Below are 16994 nucleotides of genomic sequence, written 5' to 3' on the forward strand. Positions count from 1 at the left end.
ATCCTCGGCGCTCCGTGCGCCAATCTCCCTTCTCACGGTCGCGCCGACTGACCACAATCGACTTCCCCGACCGTCACTGCTTGGCGGACGCAGCGCTCCACGTTCATGAACGGCCCTATGCCCGACGCTTCGCCAGCTTCTACCGCTCCAGACGCAACGCCCCCCGCTAGCCGCCGCTTGATCAGCCTCGACGCCCTCCGCGGCTTCGACATGTTCTGGATCATCGGCGGCGAGGGAATCGCCCACGCCGCCGCCGAACTCACCGGCTGGTCCGTCCTGGTCTGGCTCGCGGGCCAAATGCATCATCCGGAGTGGCACGGCTTTGCGTTCTACGATCTGATCTTCCCGCTCTTCCTCTTCATGGCTGGCGTCGCGATGCCCTTCTCGTTCGAGAAGCGGCTGGCCGACGGCGGAACCAAGCAGGAGCTCGTGCGGCACTCGATCATCCGCGGCCTCGTCCTCGTCCTGTTTGGCATGATCTACAACGGCCTGCTGGAGTTCAATTGGCCAGAAACGCGGCTTGCCAGCGTTCTGGGACGCATTGGCTTAGCGTACATGTTCGCCGCGCTCATCGCGCTCCACTTCGGCGTGCGCGCGCGAGCGGTCTGGATCGCCGGCATCCTGATCGGCTACTGGGCGGCGTTGCGCTTCATCCCCGTGCCAGGATTCGGCGCCGGCGATCTCTCGCCCGGACACACCCTTACCGACTGGGTCGATCGCCAACTCGTGCCGGGGCGCCTCTATCAAGGCGACCGCGACCCCGAGGGACTCTTTGGCACAATCCCCGCCATCGCGACTGCACTCGCCGGCAACCTCACCGGCACGCTGCTGAAGTCGTCCCGCTTCAGCGGCTACGCGAAAGCAGTGCTCATGATCGCCGTCGGCCTCGTCTGTCTCGCCGCGGCGTGGGTCTGGAACTTCGACTTCCCGATCAACAAGAACCTCTGGTCAAGCTCCTTCGTCCTGCACTGCGCCGGCTGGAGCCTGATCTTTCTGGCGATCTTTTACCTGGTGATCGACGTTTGGCAGTTCCGCAAATGGGCCTTCTTCTTCATCGTAATCGGCAGCAACTCGATCCTGATCTACATGGCCCAGGCATTTGTTGACTTTGAATACACGACCGAATTCTTCTTCGGCGGCGCCCTAAAACACGCCGGCGCGTACCAAGCACTCCTCGGCGCCATCGCCTTCGTCTTCGTCGAGTGGCTGCTGCTCTACCTGCTCTACAAGAAGCGTATTTTCCTAAAGGTGTGATCGCCCTCTTGCAGCCCCTGGCTCCGCCAGGGGGTCGGCCGCCACACCGGTCGGCGTTGTCGCGCGTAGTGCTACCCCCTGGCGGAGCCAGGGGCTGAAATGAAATCATCCGCCCAAGCCGGCAGCGCACACTCAAACCGCACCCGCTCCCCGCTCAGCGGATGCACAAACGCAATCTCCCGCGCATGCAAACAAAGCGGTGCGTCATCCACTTCATGCGTCTGCGTCTCCCCCAGCCGCCCCGCCGGCAAATACGCCTGCTCCCCGACAATCGGCCACCCCAGATGCCACAAGTGGACCCGAATCTGATTCGTCCGCCCCGTCACCGGCGTCGCCTCAACGAGCGTCGTCCGATCCTCTAGTCGCCGCAGCACGCGAAACGTCGTCAGCGCCGCCTGTCCCTGCTCGTCAACGGCCCGGGCGCCTAAATCAGTCGTCGCCTCCCCAATCGGCGCATCGCAAACAAACTCATCCGCCGCCGGCACGCCCTGAATTCGTGCCACATAACGCTTCTGGACGCCCCCTGCCGCAAACTGCGCCTGCAGCTGCCGCGCAAACTCCCGCGTCCGCGCCAACACCACCGCCCCCGTCGTGTTCGCATCGAGCCGATGCACCGGTCGCAACTTCTGCGGGTGATACACCTCGTTCAGAATCGACTGCAGCGTATTCCGATTGAACCGCCCCGAAGGATGGAGCGGCAACGGCGCCGGCTTGCCGATCACCACGATCGCCGCATCCTCGTACAGCACGCGTATGTCGGCATTCACCGCCGGCTCGCTCATCGCCGGCATTCGATTGAGATACCGCTCCCCCGCGCGCACCACCCGCTCCGCCGCTGCCGGCCGCCGCGCGTCATCCACGATCAGCCCGCTCGCGAACCGCTCTTCCCAATACTCGCGCGCGAGGTGCGGAAACACGCCGCACAGCATGTCGAGCAACCGCGCCCCGTCGTACTTTGCCGAGATGCTGAGCGGTCGATAGTTGTCGTACGGCTCGCTCCCGGGCAACGGCGTCGTCGCCCGCGCGATCGCCGCCTCGCGTTCTGCAATGGTCCGATCAAGCTGCTCCGCCACCGTCAGAAAACAGTACGGGCACGAACGCTCCGGCACATACCGCGGATCCTGCTGATCCGCGAGCGTCAACGGCGCCAAGCACCGATAGCACTGCGCGTTCTCCGACTCGGCCAAACTCGCATCGACGCCAACTCGTTGATCGAACACAAAACATTCGCCGTCGTAGTGCTCCCCGCCGCACTCTTCGAAGTACTTGAGAATCCCCCCGTCGAGCTGAAAGATCTGCTCGAACCCCTCGCGCTCCATGTACGGCCCCGCCTTCTCGCAGCGAATCCCGCCGGTGCAAAACATCACGATCGGCTGCCGCTTCAGCTCCGCCGGCAGCTCCGCCACCGCCGCCGGGAACTCGCGAAAGTGATCGATCCCCAGCGTCTTCGCTCCGCGAAACGTCCCGATCCGCACCTCGTAATCATTCCGCGTATCCAGCAGCGTCACCGGCCGCCCTTCGTCGAGCCACTGCTTCAATTCCTGCGCCGCAAGCTTCGGCGAGGTCCGCGTCGCTGGATCAATCCCCGGCACGCCGAACGCAATAATCTCCCGCTTAATCCGCACCAGCATCCGCCGAAACGGCTGCGCGTCGCTGTAGCTCACCTTCGGCGTGAATTCACCCAGCCCCGGCCACGACCGCAACTCCGCGACGAGCCCCTCAACTCCCGCATCGTCCCCCGCGACAAACAGGTTGATCCCCTCCGTGCTCAGTAGAATCGTGCCGCGTAGCCCCCACTCCTTACACTGCCGCAGTAGTCCCTCGCGCAGCGGCTTGAGCTCGGCAAGCGGCGTGAACTGATACCCGGCAATATTCGTGACCTGCGACATCCCACCCAGGTTAATCGATGCCCGACGCCAACCAAAGGGACCGCATTTCTGCCGTCAGGGAACCCGCAAAGCGATTCATTTTGAACTTTGCCGTTCTCTTGCTTTCCGCAGGGCGGCATGCTCGCCCCCGCCTTTAATCGGTGGCTACAATAACCGCATACTCGCCTACTCACCTAAACACCTACTCACCTAAACACCTACTCACCTAATCGCCGATGAGCCTCAACTCTCTCTACCAATCACTCCTTACCCTCTCCCTCCTCACCGCGATGGCCGCCCACACCCACGCCGACGACACCTCGTCTCCCCCCGCCAGCGACTCCGCGAAGCGCTACGTCATCATCCACGCCGACGACGCCGGCATGTCCCACTCCGTCAACCGCGCTACCATCGAGTCGATGGAGCAAGGCAACGTCAGCTCCGCCAGCATCATGGTCCCCTGCCCCTGGTTCAAAGAAATCGCCGCCTACGCGAAGGCTCACCCCGAAAAAGACTTCGGCATCCATCTCACGCTCAACAGCGAGTGGGACAACTACCGCTGGGGCCCCGTCGCCGGCCGCGACAAAGTCCCCAGCCTCGTCGACCGCGAAGGTTACCTCTGGGACAACGTCGGTGAAGTCGCCGCCAACGCCACCGCCGCAGACGTTGAAACCGAACTCCGCGCCCAAATCCAACGCGCCCTCGACTTCGGCGTCCCCGTCACCCATCTCGACACCCACATGGGCGCCGTCGTCAGCCGCCCCGACCTGATCGTCGTCTACGTCAAGCTCGGCATCGAGTTCAACGTCCCCGTCTTCTTCCTCCGCGATCTCGGCGGCGCCGTCCCCGACGAAGCCATCCGCGCCCGCGGACTGCAGCTCATCAAGACGCTCGAAGAACACGACCTCCCCGTCCTCGATGCGATGACTCAGCTCTACGACCACGGCACGCTGGAAGAAAAGAAGGCCCGCTACCTCAAAGCCATCGCCGACACCGGCCCCGGCGTCCGCTACGTCATCCTCCACTGCGGCTACGACGACGCCGAACTGCAGGCCATCACCAGCAGCAGCAAGATCCGCAATACCGACCGCGAGGTCTTTACCGATCCCGAGTTCATCGCCGCGGTGAAGCAGACCGGCGTGGAGATCGTCACTTGGAAGCAGGTGCGAGAATTAGAATCCCAGACGCCACAGGCCGAATAAGTCCAGCTGTCGCGGCCATCGCCGTCTTTCGCCCCACGCTCAACTCGACGCGTGGAGAAGATACTTCACCACGCTCGTCGCGGCGCGTCGACCATCGCGGTAGCACCAATCGGCGCCATGGAAGCCGCCAATTTCCGCCCCCGCCACAAACCATCCTGCATTCGAGAGTTGATGAGTTCCGCAACGCCGCGGAATTCGCGTCGTACTGTCGATCTCCAGGCCGGCCGCCGCGATCAATTCGCTGTTGGGCAGCAGTTCGCCCGCAAATACAATCCCATCGCACGCGGCGCGCCGCTGATCAAGCCACACCGCCTCCGTCGACGTCGGCCGATCGATCGTCGCTGCCTCGGTGGCGCCAAACCACCGGGGCCGCGTCCAGCGTCGAAAGTACAGCCGCTCCGCCCGCCCCGCCGCCGGCTGGGCGCGACGATCGGTCATCACTGCATCGCCGGCGCCAGCCGCTCGCAATTTTGCCGCCGCCGAGTAGGCGACCAGATCTGACCCAATAATCGCCGGCTGCCGCATCGGCAGCGCGTGGGCCCCGTCAATCAGCTGCAGCAACTGCATCGTGAAGAACTGCCGCGCGGGTCGTTGACCGAAGATCCATCCCCGCTCGCTGCGCGATTTCTCGCGGGCGCCGCAAGCGAACAGCACCGCGTCGGCCGTCGCCGCGACGTTGCCCAGTCGAGGACTCACCAGGCGAAGCCGCTTCGACTCGCGCTCGACGTCGATTACTTGACACTCCAGCTGCAACTCGACGGCCGCCCGTTCAAACTCCGCTCGCCAGCGCGCGACGATCTGCTCTCCGAACAGCACCCGGCCGCGGTTCCACTGCACGAACGTGGGGACGCTGCCCGCTTTGACTTCGTAGTGCGCAGCCACCCCGCCGATGCCCGCGGCGCGGTCCACGATCAACACCGGCGAGATTCCCCGCCGCGACAACTCAATCGCCGCCCCCAAGCCCGCCGGGCCCGCTCCCACGACAATCACGCGATAATGAGGCCGCAGCGTTGATTGTTGGAGTGCCTCGTCCCGAATCTGAACAATTGGCGGCGGCGGCGCGCCATCGCCCGGCGCAATAAACTCCGTGCCCGGCCCGCGCTTGGTCACCGCCGCCAACGGTATCTGAAAATGCCGGGCGATCATCTCCGCCGTCGGTACGCAGCAGTTGAACCCTTGGCACCGTCCCATCAGCACGCGCGTTCGTCGCTTCAGTCCATCCAGCGTCGCCGCCCCGGGCGAGGCCTCAATCGCATCCTGCAGTTCTCCGGCGGAGATGTTCTCGCACGAACAAACAATCCGGCCATAGTCGGGCCGCGCCGCCAGTCGAGCAGCATCCTCAAAGGGACGCCGCCACCAACCTGGCCAGCGTGACTCCGGCCGGCTGTCCGTCGCCTGCTCGTTCCGCACGAGCGTCAATCCGCACTGCTCGACCATCTGCTGAACAACGTACTGCGCCGTTGAAATCGACGCCGTCAATCCGGTCGAGCGTATCCCAGCCAACGTCACGATGCCCGGTCGGCCGTCGTTAAAGCGCATCCAGTAGCTTCCCTGCGCGCAGTTGCAGCGCAGCCCCGCGTACGTCGCAATCACCGGCTGCTCGGCCAGCGCCGGGCACATCTGCACGGCGCTCTGCTGCACCGCCGCCAACCCCTCGGGCGTCGTGCCAGTTGCGTCGATCTGGTCCGGCGGCAAGTCCTCGGCTGTGGGCCCCGCGATCAGATTACCAAACACCGTCGGCGCAATGAGCATCCCCTTGGTCTGCTTCGTCGGAATCGGCAGCAAGATCCTTTCCACCAACTGCCGACACTGCCGATCGTAGATCGCGAACTGGCCGCGTCGTGGGTTCAGCTCCATCGGCGCGCCGCCATAATGATCCACCAGCTTGCGACTGCCGAACCCCGACGCATTAATCACCAGCCGCGTCCGCAATTCGATCCCGCCGCTGCCGCGCACCGCGTGCAGGCCGTCGTCCGTGCCGCCAATGCCGGTCACCTCCCACCCCAGCACCATGTCGACGCCGTTTCGCCTGGCCACTTCGGCGTAGGCGACGCTCGTCGTGAACGGATCGACAATGCTCTCCCGCGGAATCACCAGCCCGCCCCGCACCGCCGTCGACAGCTGCGGCTCCAGCTGCCGCGCCCTCGCGGCCGAAACCAATTCCACGTCGTCCACGCCGTTGGCCAGCGCCTTCTCGCGCAGCGCCGGCAACTGCGCCTGCTGCTCCTCATTCAACGCAATCATCAGCGCCGACACCGGCATGAACGGAATCTTCAGCCGCGCGGCCAGCTCCGGCCACTGCCGCGAAGCCGCCGTCACGAGCTGCGACTCCAGCGAACCCGGCTCCGCGTCGAAACCGGTGTGAATGATCGCGCTATTCCCCTTGCTCGTCCCTTCGCCGACGTCCAGCGCCCGATCGATCAGCGCCACGCGCAACCGATACTGCGACAATTCGTACGCCAGCGCACAACCAATCACGCCGGCGCCGATAATCGCCACGTCATACGGCCCCGCCGCCGCCAGGCGCGCCGCATTCAGCCGGTGGTCCGCAGCGCAGCCCACGCCCGGCCAATCGAGCCACACAATCCCCTGCGACGCGTGCGAAGCGTCATTCATCGCGTTGCTCCGTCGAGTGATTCCGCCATCCGCCCGGCGTCGCCGACGCGCCTCCTAGCTCTCGAACCCGCCGGCGTCGCCCAGCGCGATCACCGCATCGCAAGCCTGTTGCCACTTCTCAAACCGCGCCACATAGCCGTCGTGCGCCGCCGCCCGCGGTTCGAACAGCGTCACCTCGTCGCTCGGCGGAGCCGGCAAGCCGTCGCTGCGCCACAGTCCGCAGCCGATCCCTGCCAGGTAACCCGCCCCCAGCGCCGTCGCCTCCGGCATCTCGCGCCGCCGCAGGCCGACGCCCAACATATCGGCCTGCATTTGCATGAGTAGGTCGGAACGCGTCAATCCTCCGTCAACATCGATCCGCTCCAGCGGCACCCCCGCCGCCGACATCCGCTCGACAATCTCCTTCACGCTGAAACCAATCGCCTCCAGCGCCGCCCGCGCGAGCATCCGCCGATCGGTCCCCTGATCCATCCCCAGCCAGCACGCCCGCGCCCGGCTCGCCCACCGCGGGGCCCCCAGCCCGCTGAACGCCGGCACCAGCATCACCCCGCCCGGCGTCTCGACCTCGCCTGCCAGCCGCGACGCGTCCGCCGCGTCGGCCGCCAATCCCAACGTGCAAAGCCACTCCACCAACGACCCCGCGCTGTAGACGCCGCCGTCAAACACATAGCACGGCGGCTCCGCCCCCAGGCGCCAACCGACGCTCGTTAACAACCCCTCCGCGCGCCGCTGGCCGTCGGCGCCCGCATTGGCCAACACGAAGCACCCCGTCCCGTAGGTGATCTTCGCCTGGCCCGCGCGCGTCGCCCCCTGCCCAAACAGCGCCGCCTGCTGATCGACGCACAACCCCGCGATCGGAATTTCACGCCCGAACCACCTCGCCTCGGTCGCGCCAATCACTTCGGCATTCCCCGCCACCGAGGGCAACGCCGCTTCGTCTAGCCCGCACGCCTCCAGCAGCCGCCCGCTCCACCGCTGGGCGGTCAAATCATACAACATCGTCCGCGACGCCGTCGCGCCGTCGGTCGCAAAATTCCGCCCCCCCGTCAGTTGCCACAGCAACCAGGCGTCGCTCGTCCCATAGCGCAACCGGCCGGCCGCGCGCAGCTCGCGCGCCTCCGGCACATGCCGCAGCAACCACGCGAGCTTCGCCGCCGTGAAATAAGCGTCCAGCCGCAACCCGGTCACGGCGACAACCTCGTCCGCCAGCCCGGCGGCGCGCCACTCGTCAATCAGCTCTTCGCCGCGCCGGTCCTGCCAAGATATCGCCCCGCCAATCGGCCGGCCGGTCCGCGCATCGAACGCGATGCAAGTCTCCCCTTGATTGGCCATCCCGATGGCCGCCACGTCGCCGCCAGTAATCCCCGCCAGTCGCAACGCCTCGGCAGCGCTCTGCTCGACCGACGCCAAGAGCTGCGCCGGATCAAACTCCACCCAACCGGGCCGCGGATAGGCCGCATCGACGCGCCGCGCCGCCGCCCCCGCGCCGCACACCCGTCCCGCCGCATTGAGCAAGATCGACTTCGTCGAAGTCGTTCCCTGGTCAATCGCCAAGATAAACGGCCCCGCGCTCAACGCCCTTTCCTCCCGAGCAAGTCAACGCCCCACTGCAGCAGCACCCCGCACCAACAGCGCCCGCCGTCAAACCCCATAGGGTAACGCCCTAGCATAACGCCCCGCGCGCCAAAAAATCCTTGCTCCCCTCTCCCACCGGAATAGGGGGCCGGGGGTGCGCTGAACGCTGATCCAGGCCAACACAGACAAGTCGGGCGAGAGTACAACTAAAAACCAAGCCTCCCCCCCGGCGATAACAAACTGAAACTCTCATCCCCAGACCTTCTCCCCTCGGGGAGAAGGGAGCCGGAAATTCGGTGTCGTCCATGAGTCGCGAAGACCCAATCGAGTTCGCCCGCCGTTTGCGAAAGTCCGCCACCAGCCCCGAAAGCTACCTCTGGCAACTCCTCCGCAACCGCCAGCGCCGCGGCATGAAGTTAACTCGACGGCACGCCCCACCACACCACAGAGGGAAGACAGGAAGACGAGGCCCGCGATGCCTGGATGCGCTCTCAAGGAATCGAAGTCCTCCGCTTCGCCGGCTGGCAAGCCGAGAACGACGCCCATCATGTCCTGGAAATCATCGACGCGATGCTGCAACAGCGCTGCCCCCATCCCAAACCACGCTAACAAATCAATTCGTCCTCACCTCTCCCGCCCGGAGAGGGGCCGGGTGTGAGTGAACGCCTTAACTTTGCAAAGAATATTTGCTTACCCCGGAACCGATCCAGGCGAAATTGCTGGAGGCAATCCGTGAAACGCCCACACTTGATTTCCGTCGATGAGATGCGCGCCGCCGGGGCGCTCGACGTCCCACCGGCATGGCGCAAGTCGTTGGGCAGCCAGGTCGAGCGCGATCTCTTTTTCGCTGTCGTCGCCTCTGTCGCCCGCGCCACTTCCGGCGCTATCTCCATGTGCGCTGCAAGTGGTTGACGCCGCAAAACTTACGATTTCTGTCGCCCAAACGCGCGTTTCGCGACGATTGTCGCTGCGCGCTCCGCGCGCCATTTTGTCGCCCCTGGAGCTCTGTCGCCGCCGCCGCACCCGAGACTATCGTGGAGCGGGCCGTAAACTATTGTTTCCAAAAGACTTACAATTTGTGTCGCCAAAAACGCATGCCGCGATACAGCTCCCCCGCGACGGCGTCCGCCAGCCGAAAAATCACTCCAAATCCTTACAGCAAAACACGTTAGGCCTGATGGCTTTCCGCAGGGTCAGTCACGCGCTCCGGAGCGTGGCCAGCGGGGCCTGCACAGCGATGAAGGCAAGGCGTGCGACAATGGCGAGATGCGAGCTCGTGATTGATTTCACGAACGACGATTTGCTGGATTTTAAGATTTGATGCGTGAACCTTGCAGAGATTCCGAGATCTATCCATGTAGCCCGCGACGAACACGTGAGTGCGGGTGAGATTTGAGATGAGTCGCGTGTGATTTCCAGTTCGGAGAACGAACCATGTTACGGCCGAGTTTCATCGAATCATGGCTCGCGGCGAATATCGCCGGGTGGTCGTTTGCGCCGAGCGCGAACGATCAACCCAGCTACGCGGCCGCCGGCATGCAGCGGCGCAGATGACGCTTGGCCGAACTCTTTGATGAGCCACTAGGCCCGGTGTCGCAGCGACATCGGGCCTTTTTCGTTGGCGCCTGCCGATCGAAGAGGCCGACCCGCCAGGATGTTTGGGCTGGTAGCTGAGACGGTCTAGCGGCGGTCTGAAGAACCGCAGACGAGGATTCGAGCGCCTCCCGGCCCACTCTGCGCTTACGGTGCGCGCAGACGCAAACAGAGACAGAGGAGAAGAGAGCAAAGACTGACGCGCCCTGTTCGTCTATTGGTTTGAGGATGGCGGCCTTTCAAGCCGCAGAGGGCGGGTTCGAATCCCCCACAGGGGCACTAGCGATGAGGGTTCAGGGTTCAGAAAAAGTGATTGAGTACTTCAGTCTGTGAATTCCTGAACCCCGAACCCTACGCACTGAACCCTCCGGCGGTAGTCGAGAGCTGGTCGCTCAAACGCGTCTGATAAGCGCGTGGCGCTGCGTTCGATTCGCAGGGCTATCACTACAGAAAGGAATTGGGAATGAGACGAAAAAGAAAACATGACATCGCGAGCCACAAACGGCTTCGTGGTGTCAACAGCAGCATGCTCGACTTTTAATCGAGGCGGTGCGAGTGCAACTCTCGCCGAAGCCACTGCGATCCTTAGCGAATCGCATGACGAGGGGTTGAAGCTGAAAGACAAAGCACCCGGCTCTTAACCGGGACGTTGCGGGTTCGACTCCCGCCGACCCCACTGATGTTCTTTGACAACTGAGTTTGCCAAACAAACGGCGTCCATGATGTAGCGGCAGCCTACTGCCTTGCCATGGCGGAAGTGCGGGTTCGACTCCCGCTGGACGCTTTTCGAGTGCAACTGTGCGTAGGGAAGTTGGCCATCCCGCGACGCTTGGGACGTCGAGATCGCTGGTTCGAATCCAGCCGCGCAGACTCGTTGCGGAGGGGCAACTGCTGGTAGTTGCGCGTGCCTGTTAAGCACGTCCCCCGCTGGTTCGATCCCAGCCTCCGCAGCTTGTTCCACACGGGTGTGGTGTAACGGCAGCACGCCAGTCTTCCAAACTGGCAGCGGCGGTTCGATCCCGCCTACCCGTACTGGCTCCTGGTGTAGTGGTCGCACGACTGGCTCTGAACCAGTCAGACGCCGTTCGATTCGGCGGGAGCCTGCTCGCAGTAATGCAGTGCGTGTTGCGGCGTAGTGTAAAGGTTCGCACGACTCGGTTTGAACGAGTAAGAGCCCGTTCGATTCGGGCCGCTGCTGCTTGATCGATGCTCAGAAGGAGACTGTCCGGTTGGTCGAGGACACTGTCTTGAAAACAGCTGCCCGCAAGGGTCGGGGGTTCGATTCCCTCAGTCTCCGCTCAATGGTCCCGTGGCTCAGCGGCAAGAGCAGCTGCCTTACAAGCAGACAATCGGTGGTTCGAGTCCACCCGGGACTACTGGGGAAAGGAGGAAGGAGGAAGGCGGAAGGGAGATGAGAGCTGACATGCATTGCTCCCTTCGCCCTTCCACCCTCCGCCTTCCCCCTTCGTTACGCCTTCGTGGTCCAGCCTGGAGTGGGCGCCTGCCTGTCACGCAGGAAAGCGTGGGTTCAAATCCCATCGAGGGCGCTCGCGGCAAGGTACGCAAACAGGCAAAGCGGCGAAACTCAAACCTACGTGACTTTGTGGGTTCGACCCCCACCCTTGCCACTGCAAAACGAGACGTGTTCCCCGCGGCTGGCTGTAAACCAGCTGTCACGAAACAAGCGGGGTGGCGACGAGGAGGTTCGATTCCTTCACGTCTCATCAGCAAAGAAAACTTCAATGCCCCGTTGGTCTATCGGTAGGACGTCAGGTTCTCAGCCTGGAACGGCCGGTTCGATTCCGGCACGGGGTGCTCATGGCCGAGTGGTGGAATTGGCAGACACGCGACGCTCAGAACGTCGTGCCGTAAGGCGTGGGAGTTCGACTCTCCCCTTGGTCACTGGATCGCATTGCAAATCGCCGCCGCGCTTTATAGCCCCAGGCTCCGCCCGGGGGGTCGCGTCGCGTTCCGTACGACGAGGTCTACCGAAATGGAAACACACACCCGGGCGGAGCCCGGGGCTAGGCGCAACACGTTAGCGAGTGGCAGGCATCCCGGCTGGGTCTCATAAGCCCGGTTCCGCCTGGTTCGAATCCAGGACTCGCTACTTCCCACAGTCGGGTACGCAAATTGGCAAAGCGGCCAGGTCGAGAGCCTGGCGTCTGCGGGTTCGACTCCCGCTCCGACTACCAATAAGAGAGCACCAACGAATGGGACGCTGGTCCAACGGGACGACGCCTGGTTTGCACCCAGGAAATCGGGGTTCGATTCCCCGGCGCTCCACTATTTACGAGAAAAACTGCGAACGATGAAAAGCATAGCGACGGAAGGTAGCCGAATAAGGCTGGTCGGGCCGGTTTGCTAAACCGTGCGACTGCGCGAGCGGTCGTGTGGGTTCGAATCCCATGCCTTCCGCTGTGACCGATCCCGAAGTGGTCGAGGGGCCTGGCTGTGAACCAGGCGGCAGGCGGTTCGAGTCCGCTCGGTCACCCTGCCTCGCGAGTGTGATGGACGGCACAACGATCTTCTAAATCGTGAGACGATGTTCGATTCATCGGCGAGGCGCTCACAAGCTATCTAGACACCTACTTACTTACTCACCCACTCACTTACCACCTTCATCAAAAATGTCATGAACACCTTGCAGCGACCAGTCCTGGTACTCAACCGCAATTGGCAACCAGTCCACGTAGCGACCGTCGCGCGGGCGCTCGTGCTGTTGTGGAAAGAAGCGGCCCGCGTGGTCGACGCGGCCGACTACCAGACGTTCACGTGGGACGATTGGTCGCAACTCCGTCCGCGCGATGACGAGCGCTGCATGAATGGCGTCAACGTGCGCTTTCGCGTGCCGGAAGTGATCACGCTGACGGAGTTCGACCGCTTGCCGCGCCGGGCGGTCGCGTTCAGCCGACGCAACATTTACAAGCGAGACCACTTTGAGTGCCAGTATTGCGGCGTTACGCCGGGGAGCGAAGAGCTGACGATCGATCACGTCATCCCACGCGCCCGCGGCGGTGTCTCGAGCTGGACGAACTGCGTCCTTGCCTGCGTCGACTGCAATAGCCGCAAGGCTGATCGCACGCCGCAGCAAGCGCGGATGACCTGAAGCGAGTTCCCGTGTCTCCTGAGTGGCGGCCGGCGTATGCCGACCATCGCCTCCGATTGGAGAGTTGGTCGAAGTTTGTCAGCGAGGCCTACTGGAACGTGCCGCTGAAGGGTTAGTCGACAGTTTTTTGTGGGAGGGGTCTCAGACCCCGATGACGGTTCGCTGATCGACGTCGGTTCCAATCGCAACGTGAAATCGGCGTCGGAGACGCCTCCCACAGATAGCTCGTTTGAAGTGGAAGAGAAGAAAGGTGATCGAGTCCCCCGTTGGTGCGCTCGGCGCGCCGGGCGCATCGACGGGGTTTTCAGGTCTGTGCTCCTGGGAGAGCAGTCAGCCTCCAAAACTGACGGACCAGGTTCAACTCCTGGCGGACCTGCTGCAAGAAGTGTTCCGGCGTGGCAGAGCGGCGATGCAGCTGTTTTGTAAACAGCCCCACGGGGGTTCAAATCCCTCCGCCGGATTGAATTGAATGGCAAGCGTTCTTTAGCCCCCGGTTCTTCAAACCGGGGGCCACGCGGCCCGCCCAACAACCAATGCCCAGTGAGTGTGCCGGAGACGCACGCGACGCTTCGAACGTCGAAGAAGGGGTTCGATTCCTCTACTGGGTGCTGAGCAGCATTGCAGCCCTCGGCTCCGCCGGGGGGGTAGCACGACGCGAGGCCTTGCCAACTGGCATGGTTGCCGACCTCCTGGCAGAGCCAGGGGCTAAAAGAAAAATTCCATCCTCGGAGTGTGCCGGATCCGCACGCAACCCTGCGAAGGTTGAAGACCAGGTTCAATTCCTGGCGAGGGCGCTGGTTAGTTTTTCCATTTCCTAGTTTTTGGAGTAGTTCCATGAACGCGCATCCGATTGAACGGCACTTCGCCCGGATCGGCGCGCGCGCTAGACTGAGCGCGGGCACCCATCGGCGCCTGCGGACCAATGGCGTCTCGATCGACATTGGTCGCGACGGCGACGGTGAGTTCTTCGACGTCGCTTTGGCAAGTCCCACGCCCGCCGAATTGATTGTGCTCGACGTCCAGCCCGCCAGTCGCCATCTCCTGTTGATGGCGGCCGGCGGTACGGGCAAGCACAAGTTCCTCTGCGGGCACGACGAGCGTCACTGGTTCGTCGCCGCCGTCCCTGAAAGCCGAGCGGCTTCGACGGTGGAGACGGCGATGGAGGCGCTCAAGCCGGACGTCGTTCGGTTTGAGCAGTCGCGTCGCCGCGTGAAGCCGCGGCTCCGCAACCTTCGCCGCAACGAGGCTTTTGTCCGCCAAGGGGAGTGGTTCTTCGTACCGCTGCCTTTGGGAACCAAGGTGAACGAGTCGGTCATCTTGCGGAACGAGCGGCTGCAACGCGGCGCCGGCAAGCCTCATATCGTCGATGAGCTCGTTCGCGACGGCGGTCAGGCGGTTTACGTCAGCAACGCGTATCCCAACGGGCTCACCCCAAGGGAGTACATGAAGCTGATCAGCCGTCGGCCCGAGTTGCGATCGATCAGCTGGGTGATCCAACGACGCAACCCTCGCGCGTTCGTTCGCGGGAAGGTTCGCCACCCCGATCACAAGACGATCAAGCTCGACGATTGGCGACTGGTGGTGATGAACACCGAAACGCAGTCCGCGGCCATGCGGCACGTGGCCTTCATCGACTAACGCGTTGGGCCGTCGGCAACGGCGGCCCAACGTGATTGGTGCTGGAGCCTCATAAGGCATTGCTCGAATGTTATGTGGGAGGGGTCTCCGACGCAGAAGCAGCGCCAAGATATCACGGCGGCCTGCCGTGGTGACAGGCATCGGCGTCGGAGACGCCTCCCACAAACGGCGCCCAACGGCGAGGCGGCTGCCTGCAAAGCAGCTTGGAGCGGGTTCGACTCCCGCCGGCGTCTCTTGAATGCAGTTTGTATGCAAGGTTTGACGCGCCGAAGCCAGCGGCGCGCTCCGCTCCACTTAACCGGTTAGCGCAGCGCGTTCCGAACATGGGCTCGAACGGACGCGTCGTCCGCCACCGGTTAGCTCAGTGGATAGAGCACCAGACCGATAATCTGGCTGTCGCGGGTTCGACTCCCGTACCGACCGCGAGTGTAAAAACTCGCTCCAACGAAGACGCGAGAGCGTCTCAGGCAACCCCAAGGGCAACGAACGAATGACTTGATCCGCCGTGCATCGCCGCGCTCGCCTTGGCGAGACGTCGATCGCGGCAGCGCCCGCCGACGCTCTGTAGTGCGTGGATTCCGCATTTGCGTCTGCAGCGTTTGAAGCAAGGGAGAAGTCGACCGCCGCTGCGAAGCGTTTGCTTCGCACCAACATCGACGGACGCTCGCCGACGGCGCTGCAGTCGCGATTGCTCAAACGACGCTCCGCGTGCGGAGGCGTGATCGATCGTTCGCTTCGTTGCCCGAGGGATTCTTCAAGAATCACGCGAACCAAGAAGTGGTTAAACGCATCGTTTATTTTCCATAGCAAAGCCAATCACATTAACCACGAAGGCACGGAGAGCACGGAGAGGAGTTACAGGACGAATTGCCCACCGCATTTCCTCCGTGTCCTCTGTGCCTCCGTGGTTAGTATCTTCACGCCAAGCCATCGTGAAGAGTGCGAAGTAAGAAAGCATCACGACATTCGCCGCATAGTCATGTCAAGAAAGGAGGTGCGGCCATCATGTTCAAGCGAGTTCACATTCACAGCGACGAAGTCGGCCTGTACTTCCGCGACGGCGAGTTCCAAGGCTTGCTCGATGCGGGCCGACGCTGGATCTTCGATCCGTTGCAGAAAGTCCGCATCGACGTCGCGTCGCAGCGACTGCCGTGGCTCCGTCACGATAAGCTCGACGTTATCGTTAAGAGCGGCGCTCTGGCGGGTCGTGCGCAAGTGGTGGACCTGAAGGACCACGAGCGGGCGCTGGTCTGGATCGACGGTCGCTTCAGCCACATCCCGCCGCCGGGCTTGTACGCGTACTGGACCGGTTTCAAGGAAGTGCGCATCGAAACGATCGACGCGCGGAAGGTCCGCTTCCAGCACGACGACTTCAACGTGATCATCCGCAGCCAGCAAGCGTCGCAAGTGCTCGACGTGTGCACCGTGGACCGTCACAAGGTCGGCGTCGTGTTCAAAAACGGCGATTACGTCGAAACCTTGCCGCCAGGCCAGTACGCTTGGTGGCGCGGCATGGGCGACGCGCGCGTGGCCGAGATCGACCTCCGTGAGCAGACCCTCGACGTCGCCGGTCAGGAAATCATGACCGCCGACAAGGTGACGCTCCGCATGAATGCAGTCGTCACCTACCGAGTGGTCGATGCACGGCAGTCGATCATGGTAGCCGACGGCGCGACGCAATCGCTCTACCGCGAGGCGCAACTTGCGCTGCGGGCGATTGTGGCCACGCGCGATCTCGACTCGTTCTTGACCGAGAAGGATGCGGTCACCGGCGAGTTCGAGGAAGCGGTCAGCCGTCGCGCGGGCGAGTTGGGTCTGCAAATCGTCTCGGTGGGCGTCCGTGACGTCATCCTGCCGGGCGACATGAAGGACCTGATGAACAAGGTGACCGAGGCCAAAAAGGCGGCCGAGGCCAACTTGATCGTCCGCCGCGAGGAAACCGCCGCGATGCGCAGCCAAGCGAACACGGCTCGGCTGCTCGCCGACAACCCCACGTTGATGCGGCTCCGGGAGTTGGAGGTGCTGGAGCGAGTCGCCGCGAGCGGCAAGCTTAACGTAGTCCTCGGCGAGAAGGGTTTGGCCGACCGCGTGGTCAATCTGTTGTAGTCAGCCTAACGACCGGGCGTCGGGAGCAATCTC

Annotated in this window: 9 protein-coding genes, 22 tRNA genes and 1 pseudogene; 29 read left to right on the forward strand and 3 right to left on the reverse strand. The window is 63.3% G+C overall.

Annotated elements, in window-relative coordinates; genetic code table 11:
• Nucleotides 1-117: 117 nt before the first annotated feature.
• A complete protein-coding gene (locus tag I41_RS23085; RefSeq protein WP_145435341.1) occupies nucleotides 118-1254 on the forward strand; it encodes an acyltransferase family protein in 1137 nt (378 codons plus the stop codon).
• Nucleotides 1255-1325: 71 nt separating this feature from the next.
• Here the strand turns inward: I41_RS23085 and trhO are convergent, their stop codons facing one another.
• Complete coding sequence (trhO, locus tag I41_RS23090; protein ID WP_145435343.1) at nucleotides 1326-3143, reverse strand: oxygen-dependent tRNA uridine(34) hydroxylase TrhO; 1818 nt, start codon at nucleotides 3141-3143, stop codon at nucleotides 1326-1328.
• Nucleotides 3144-3358: 215 nt separating this feature from the next.
• Here trhO and I41_RS23095 point away from each other — a divergent pair, with 215 nt between their 5' ends.
• A complete protein-coding gene (locus I41_RS23095; RefSeq protein WP_210421045.1) occupies nucleotides 3359-4324 on the forward strand; it encodes a polysaccharide deacetylase family protein in 966 nt (321 codons plus the stop codon).
• A 39-nt stretch (nucleotides 4325-4363) separates the two neighbouring features.
• On the opposite strand, the gene I41_RS23100 is transcribed toward I41_RS23095, so the two are convergent.
• On the reverse strand, nucleotides 4364-6940 hold the full coding sequence (locus tag I41_RS23100) for an NAD(P)/FAD-dependent oxidoreductase (RefSeq protein WP_145435345.1): 2577 nt from the start codon (nucleotides 6938-6940) through the stop codon (nucleotides 4364-4366).
• A 54-nt stretch (nucleotides 6941-6994) separates the two neighbouring features.
• The gene (locus I41_RS23105) at nucleotides 6995-8515 is read right to left on the reverse strand and encodes an FGGY family carbohydrate kinase (protein ID WP_145435347.1); all 1521 of its coding nucleotides are present in this window, start codon (nucleotides 8513-8515) and stop codon (nucleotides 6995-6997) included.
• Nucleotides 8516-8820: 305 nt separating this feature from the next.
• Here I41_RS23105 and I41_RS27825 point away from each other — a divergent pair.
• From I41_RS27825 to I41_RS23220, 27 genes and pseudogenes are all read left to right on the forward strand, one after another.
• A pseudogene (locus I41_RS27825) lies at nucleotides 8821-9124 on the forward strand (endonuclease domain-containing protein).
• A 123-nt stretch (nucleotides 9125-9247) separates the two neighbouring features.
• Complete coding sequence (locus I41_RS23120) at nucleotides 9248-9427, forward strand: hypothetical protein (RefSeq protein WP_145435351.1); 180 nt, start codon at nucleotides 9248-9250, stop codon at nucleotides 9425-9427.
• A 748-nt stretch (nucleotides 9428-10175) separates the two neighbouring features.
• A tRNA-Phe gene (locus I41_RS23125) sits at nucleotides 10176-10247 on the forward strand.
• Between the two features lie 64 nt (nucleotides 10248-10311).
• Nucleotides 10312-10387 (forward strand) — tRNA-Glu (locus I41_RS23130).
• A gap of 224 nt (nucleotides 10388-10611) precedes the next feature.
• Nucleotides 10612-10684: transfer RNA gene (locus tag I41_RS27530), tRNA-Lys, on the forward strand.
• Between the two features lie 28 nt (nucleotides 10685-10712).
• Nucleotides 10713-10784: transfer RNA gene (locus I41_RS23135), tRNA-Lys, on the forward strand.
• A 37-nt stretch (nucleotides 10785-10821) separates the two neighbouring features.
• Nucleotides 10822-10892 (forward strand) — tRNA-Gly (locus I41_RS23140).
• 12 nt (nucleotides 10893-10904) lie between these two features.
• Nucleotides 10905-10978: transfer RNA gene (locus I41_RS23145), tRNA-Pro, on the forward strand.
• Between the two features lie 5 nt (nucleotides 10979-10983).
• Nucleotides 10984-11059, forward strand: a tRNA-Asn gene (locus tag I41_RS27535).
• A 10-nt stretch (nucleotides 11060-11069) separates the two neighbouring features.
• Nucleotides 11070-11140: transfer RNA gene (locus tag I41_RS23150), tRNA-Gly, on the forward strand.
• A 184-nt stretch (nucleotides 11141-11324) separates the two neighbouring features.
• Nucleotides 11325-11405: transfer RNA gene (locus I41_RS23155), tRNA-Ser, on the forward strand.
• 6 nt (nucleotides 11406-11411) lie between these two features.
• Nucleotides 11412-11484: transfer RNA gene (locus tag I41_RS23160), tRNA-Val, on the forward strand.
• Nucleotides 11485-11580: 96 nt separating this feature from the next.
• A tRNA-Asp gene (locus I41_RS23165) sits at nucleotides 11581-11655 on the forward strand.
• A gap of 5 nt (nucleotides 11656-11660) precedes the next feature.
• A tRNA-Leu gene (locus I41_RS27540) sits at nucleotides 11661-11736 on the forward strand.
• A gap of 116 nt (nucleotides 11737-11852) precedes the next feature.
• Nucleotides 11853-11923 (forward strand) — tRNA-Glu (locus I41_RS23170).
• A 5-nt stretch (nucleotides 11924-11928) separates the two neighbouring features.
• A tRNA-Leu gene (locus I41_RS23175) sits at nucleotides 11929-12010 on the forward strand.
• Nucleotides 12011-12226: 216 nt separating this feature from the next.
• Nucleotides 12227-12303: transfer RNA gene (locus tag I41_RS23180), tRNA-Leu, on the forward strand.
• Between the two features lie 20 nt (nucleotides 12304-12323).
• Nucleotides 12324-12394 (forward strand) — tRNA-Ala (locus I41_RS23185).
• A gap of 42 nt (nucleotides 12395-12436) precedes the next feature.
• Nucleotides 12437-12526, forward strand: a tRNA-Ser gene (locus tag I41_RS27545).
• A 2-nt stretch (nucleotides 12527-12528) separates the two neighbouring features.
• Nucleotides 12529-12602: transfer RNA gene (locus I41_RS23190), tRNA-His, on the forward strand.
• Nucleotides 12603-12743: 141 nt separating this feature from the next.
• Complete coding sequence (locus tag I41_RS23195) at nucleotides 12744-13217, forward strand: HNH endonuclease (protein WP_246133734.1); 474 nt, start codon at nucleotides 12744-12746, stop codon at nucleotides 13215-13217.
• Between the two features lie 306 nt (nucleotides 13218-13523).
• Nucleotides 13524-13593: transfer RNA gene (locus I41_RS27550), tRNA-Trp, on the forward strand.
• Between the two features lie 13 nt (nucleotides 13594-13606).
• A tRNA-Thr gene (locus tag I41_RS23200) sits at nucleotides 13607-13678 on the forward strand.
• A gap of 373 nt (nucleotides 13679-14051) precedes the next feature.
• Nucleotides 14052-14855 (forward strand): hypothetical protein, encoded by an 804-nt coding sequence (locus I41_RS23205; protein WP_145435352.1) that lies wholly within the window; start codon nucleotides 14052-14054, stop codon nucleotides 14853-14855.
• 167 nt (nucleotides 14856-15022) lie between these two features.
• Nucleotides 15023-15088 (forward strand) — tRNA-Cys (locus I41_RS23210).
• Nucleotides 15089-15208: 120 nt separating this feature from the next.
• A tRNA-Ile gene (locus tag I41_RS23215) sits at nucleotides 15209-15275 on the forward strand.
• Nucleotides 15276-15860: 585 nt separating this feature from the next.
• Nucleotides 15861-16961, forward strand: a complete 1101-nt coding sequence (locus tag I41_RS23220) for a slipin family protein (protein ID WP_145435354.1) — start codon at nucleotides 15861-15863, stop codon at nucleotides 16959-16961.
• The last annotated feature ends 33 nt before the right edge of the window (nucleotides 16962-16994 follow it).

This window comes from Lacipirellula limnantheis, assembly GCF_007746075.1.
Classification (GTDB): Bacteria; Planctomycetota; Planctomycetia; order Pirellulales; family Lacipirellulaceae; genus Lacipirellula; species Lacipirellula limnantheis.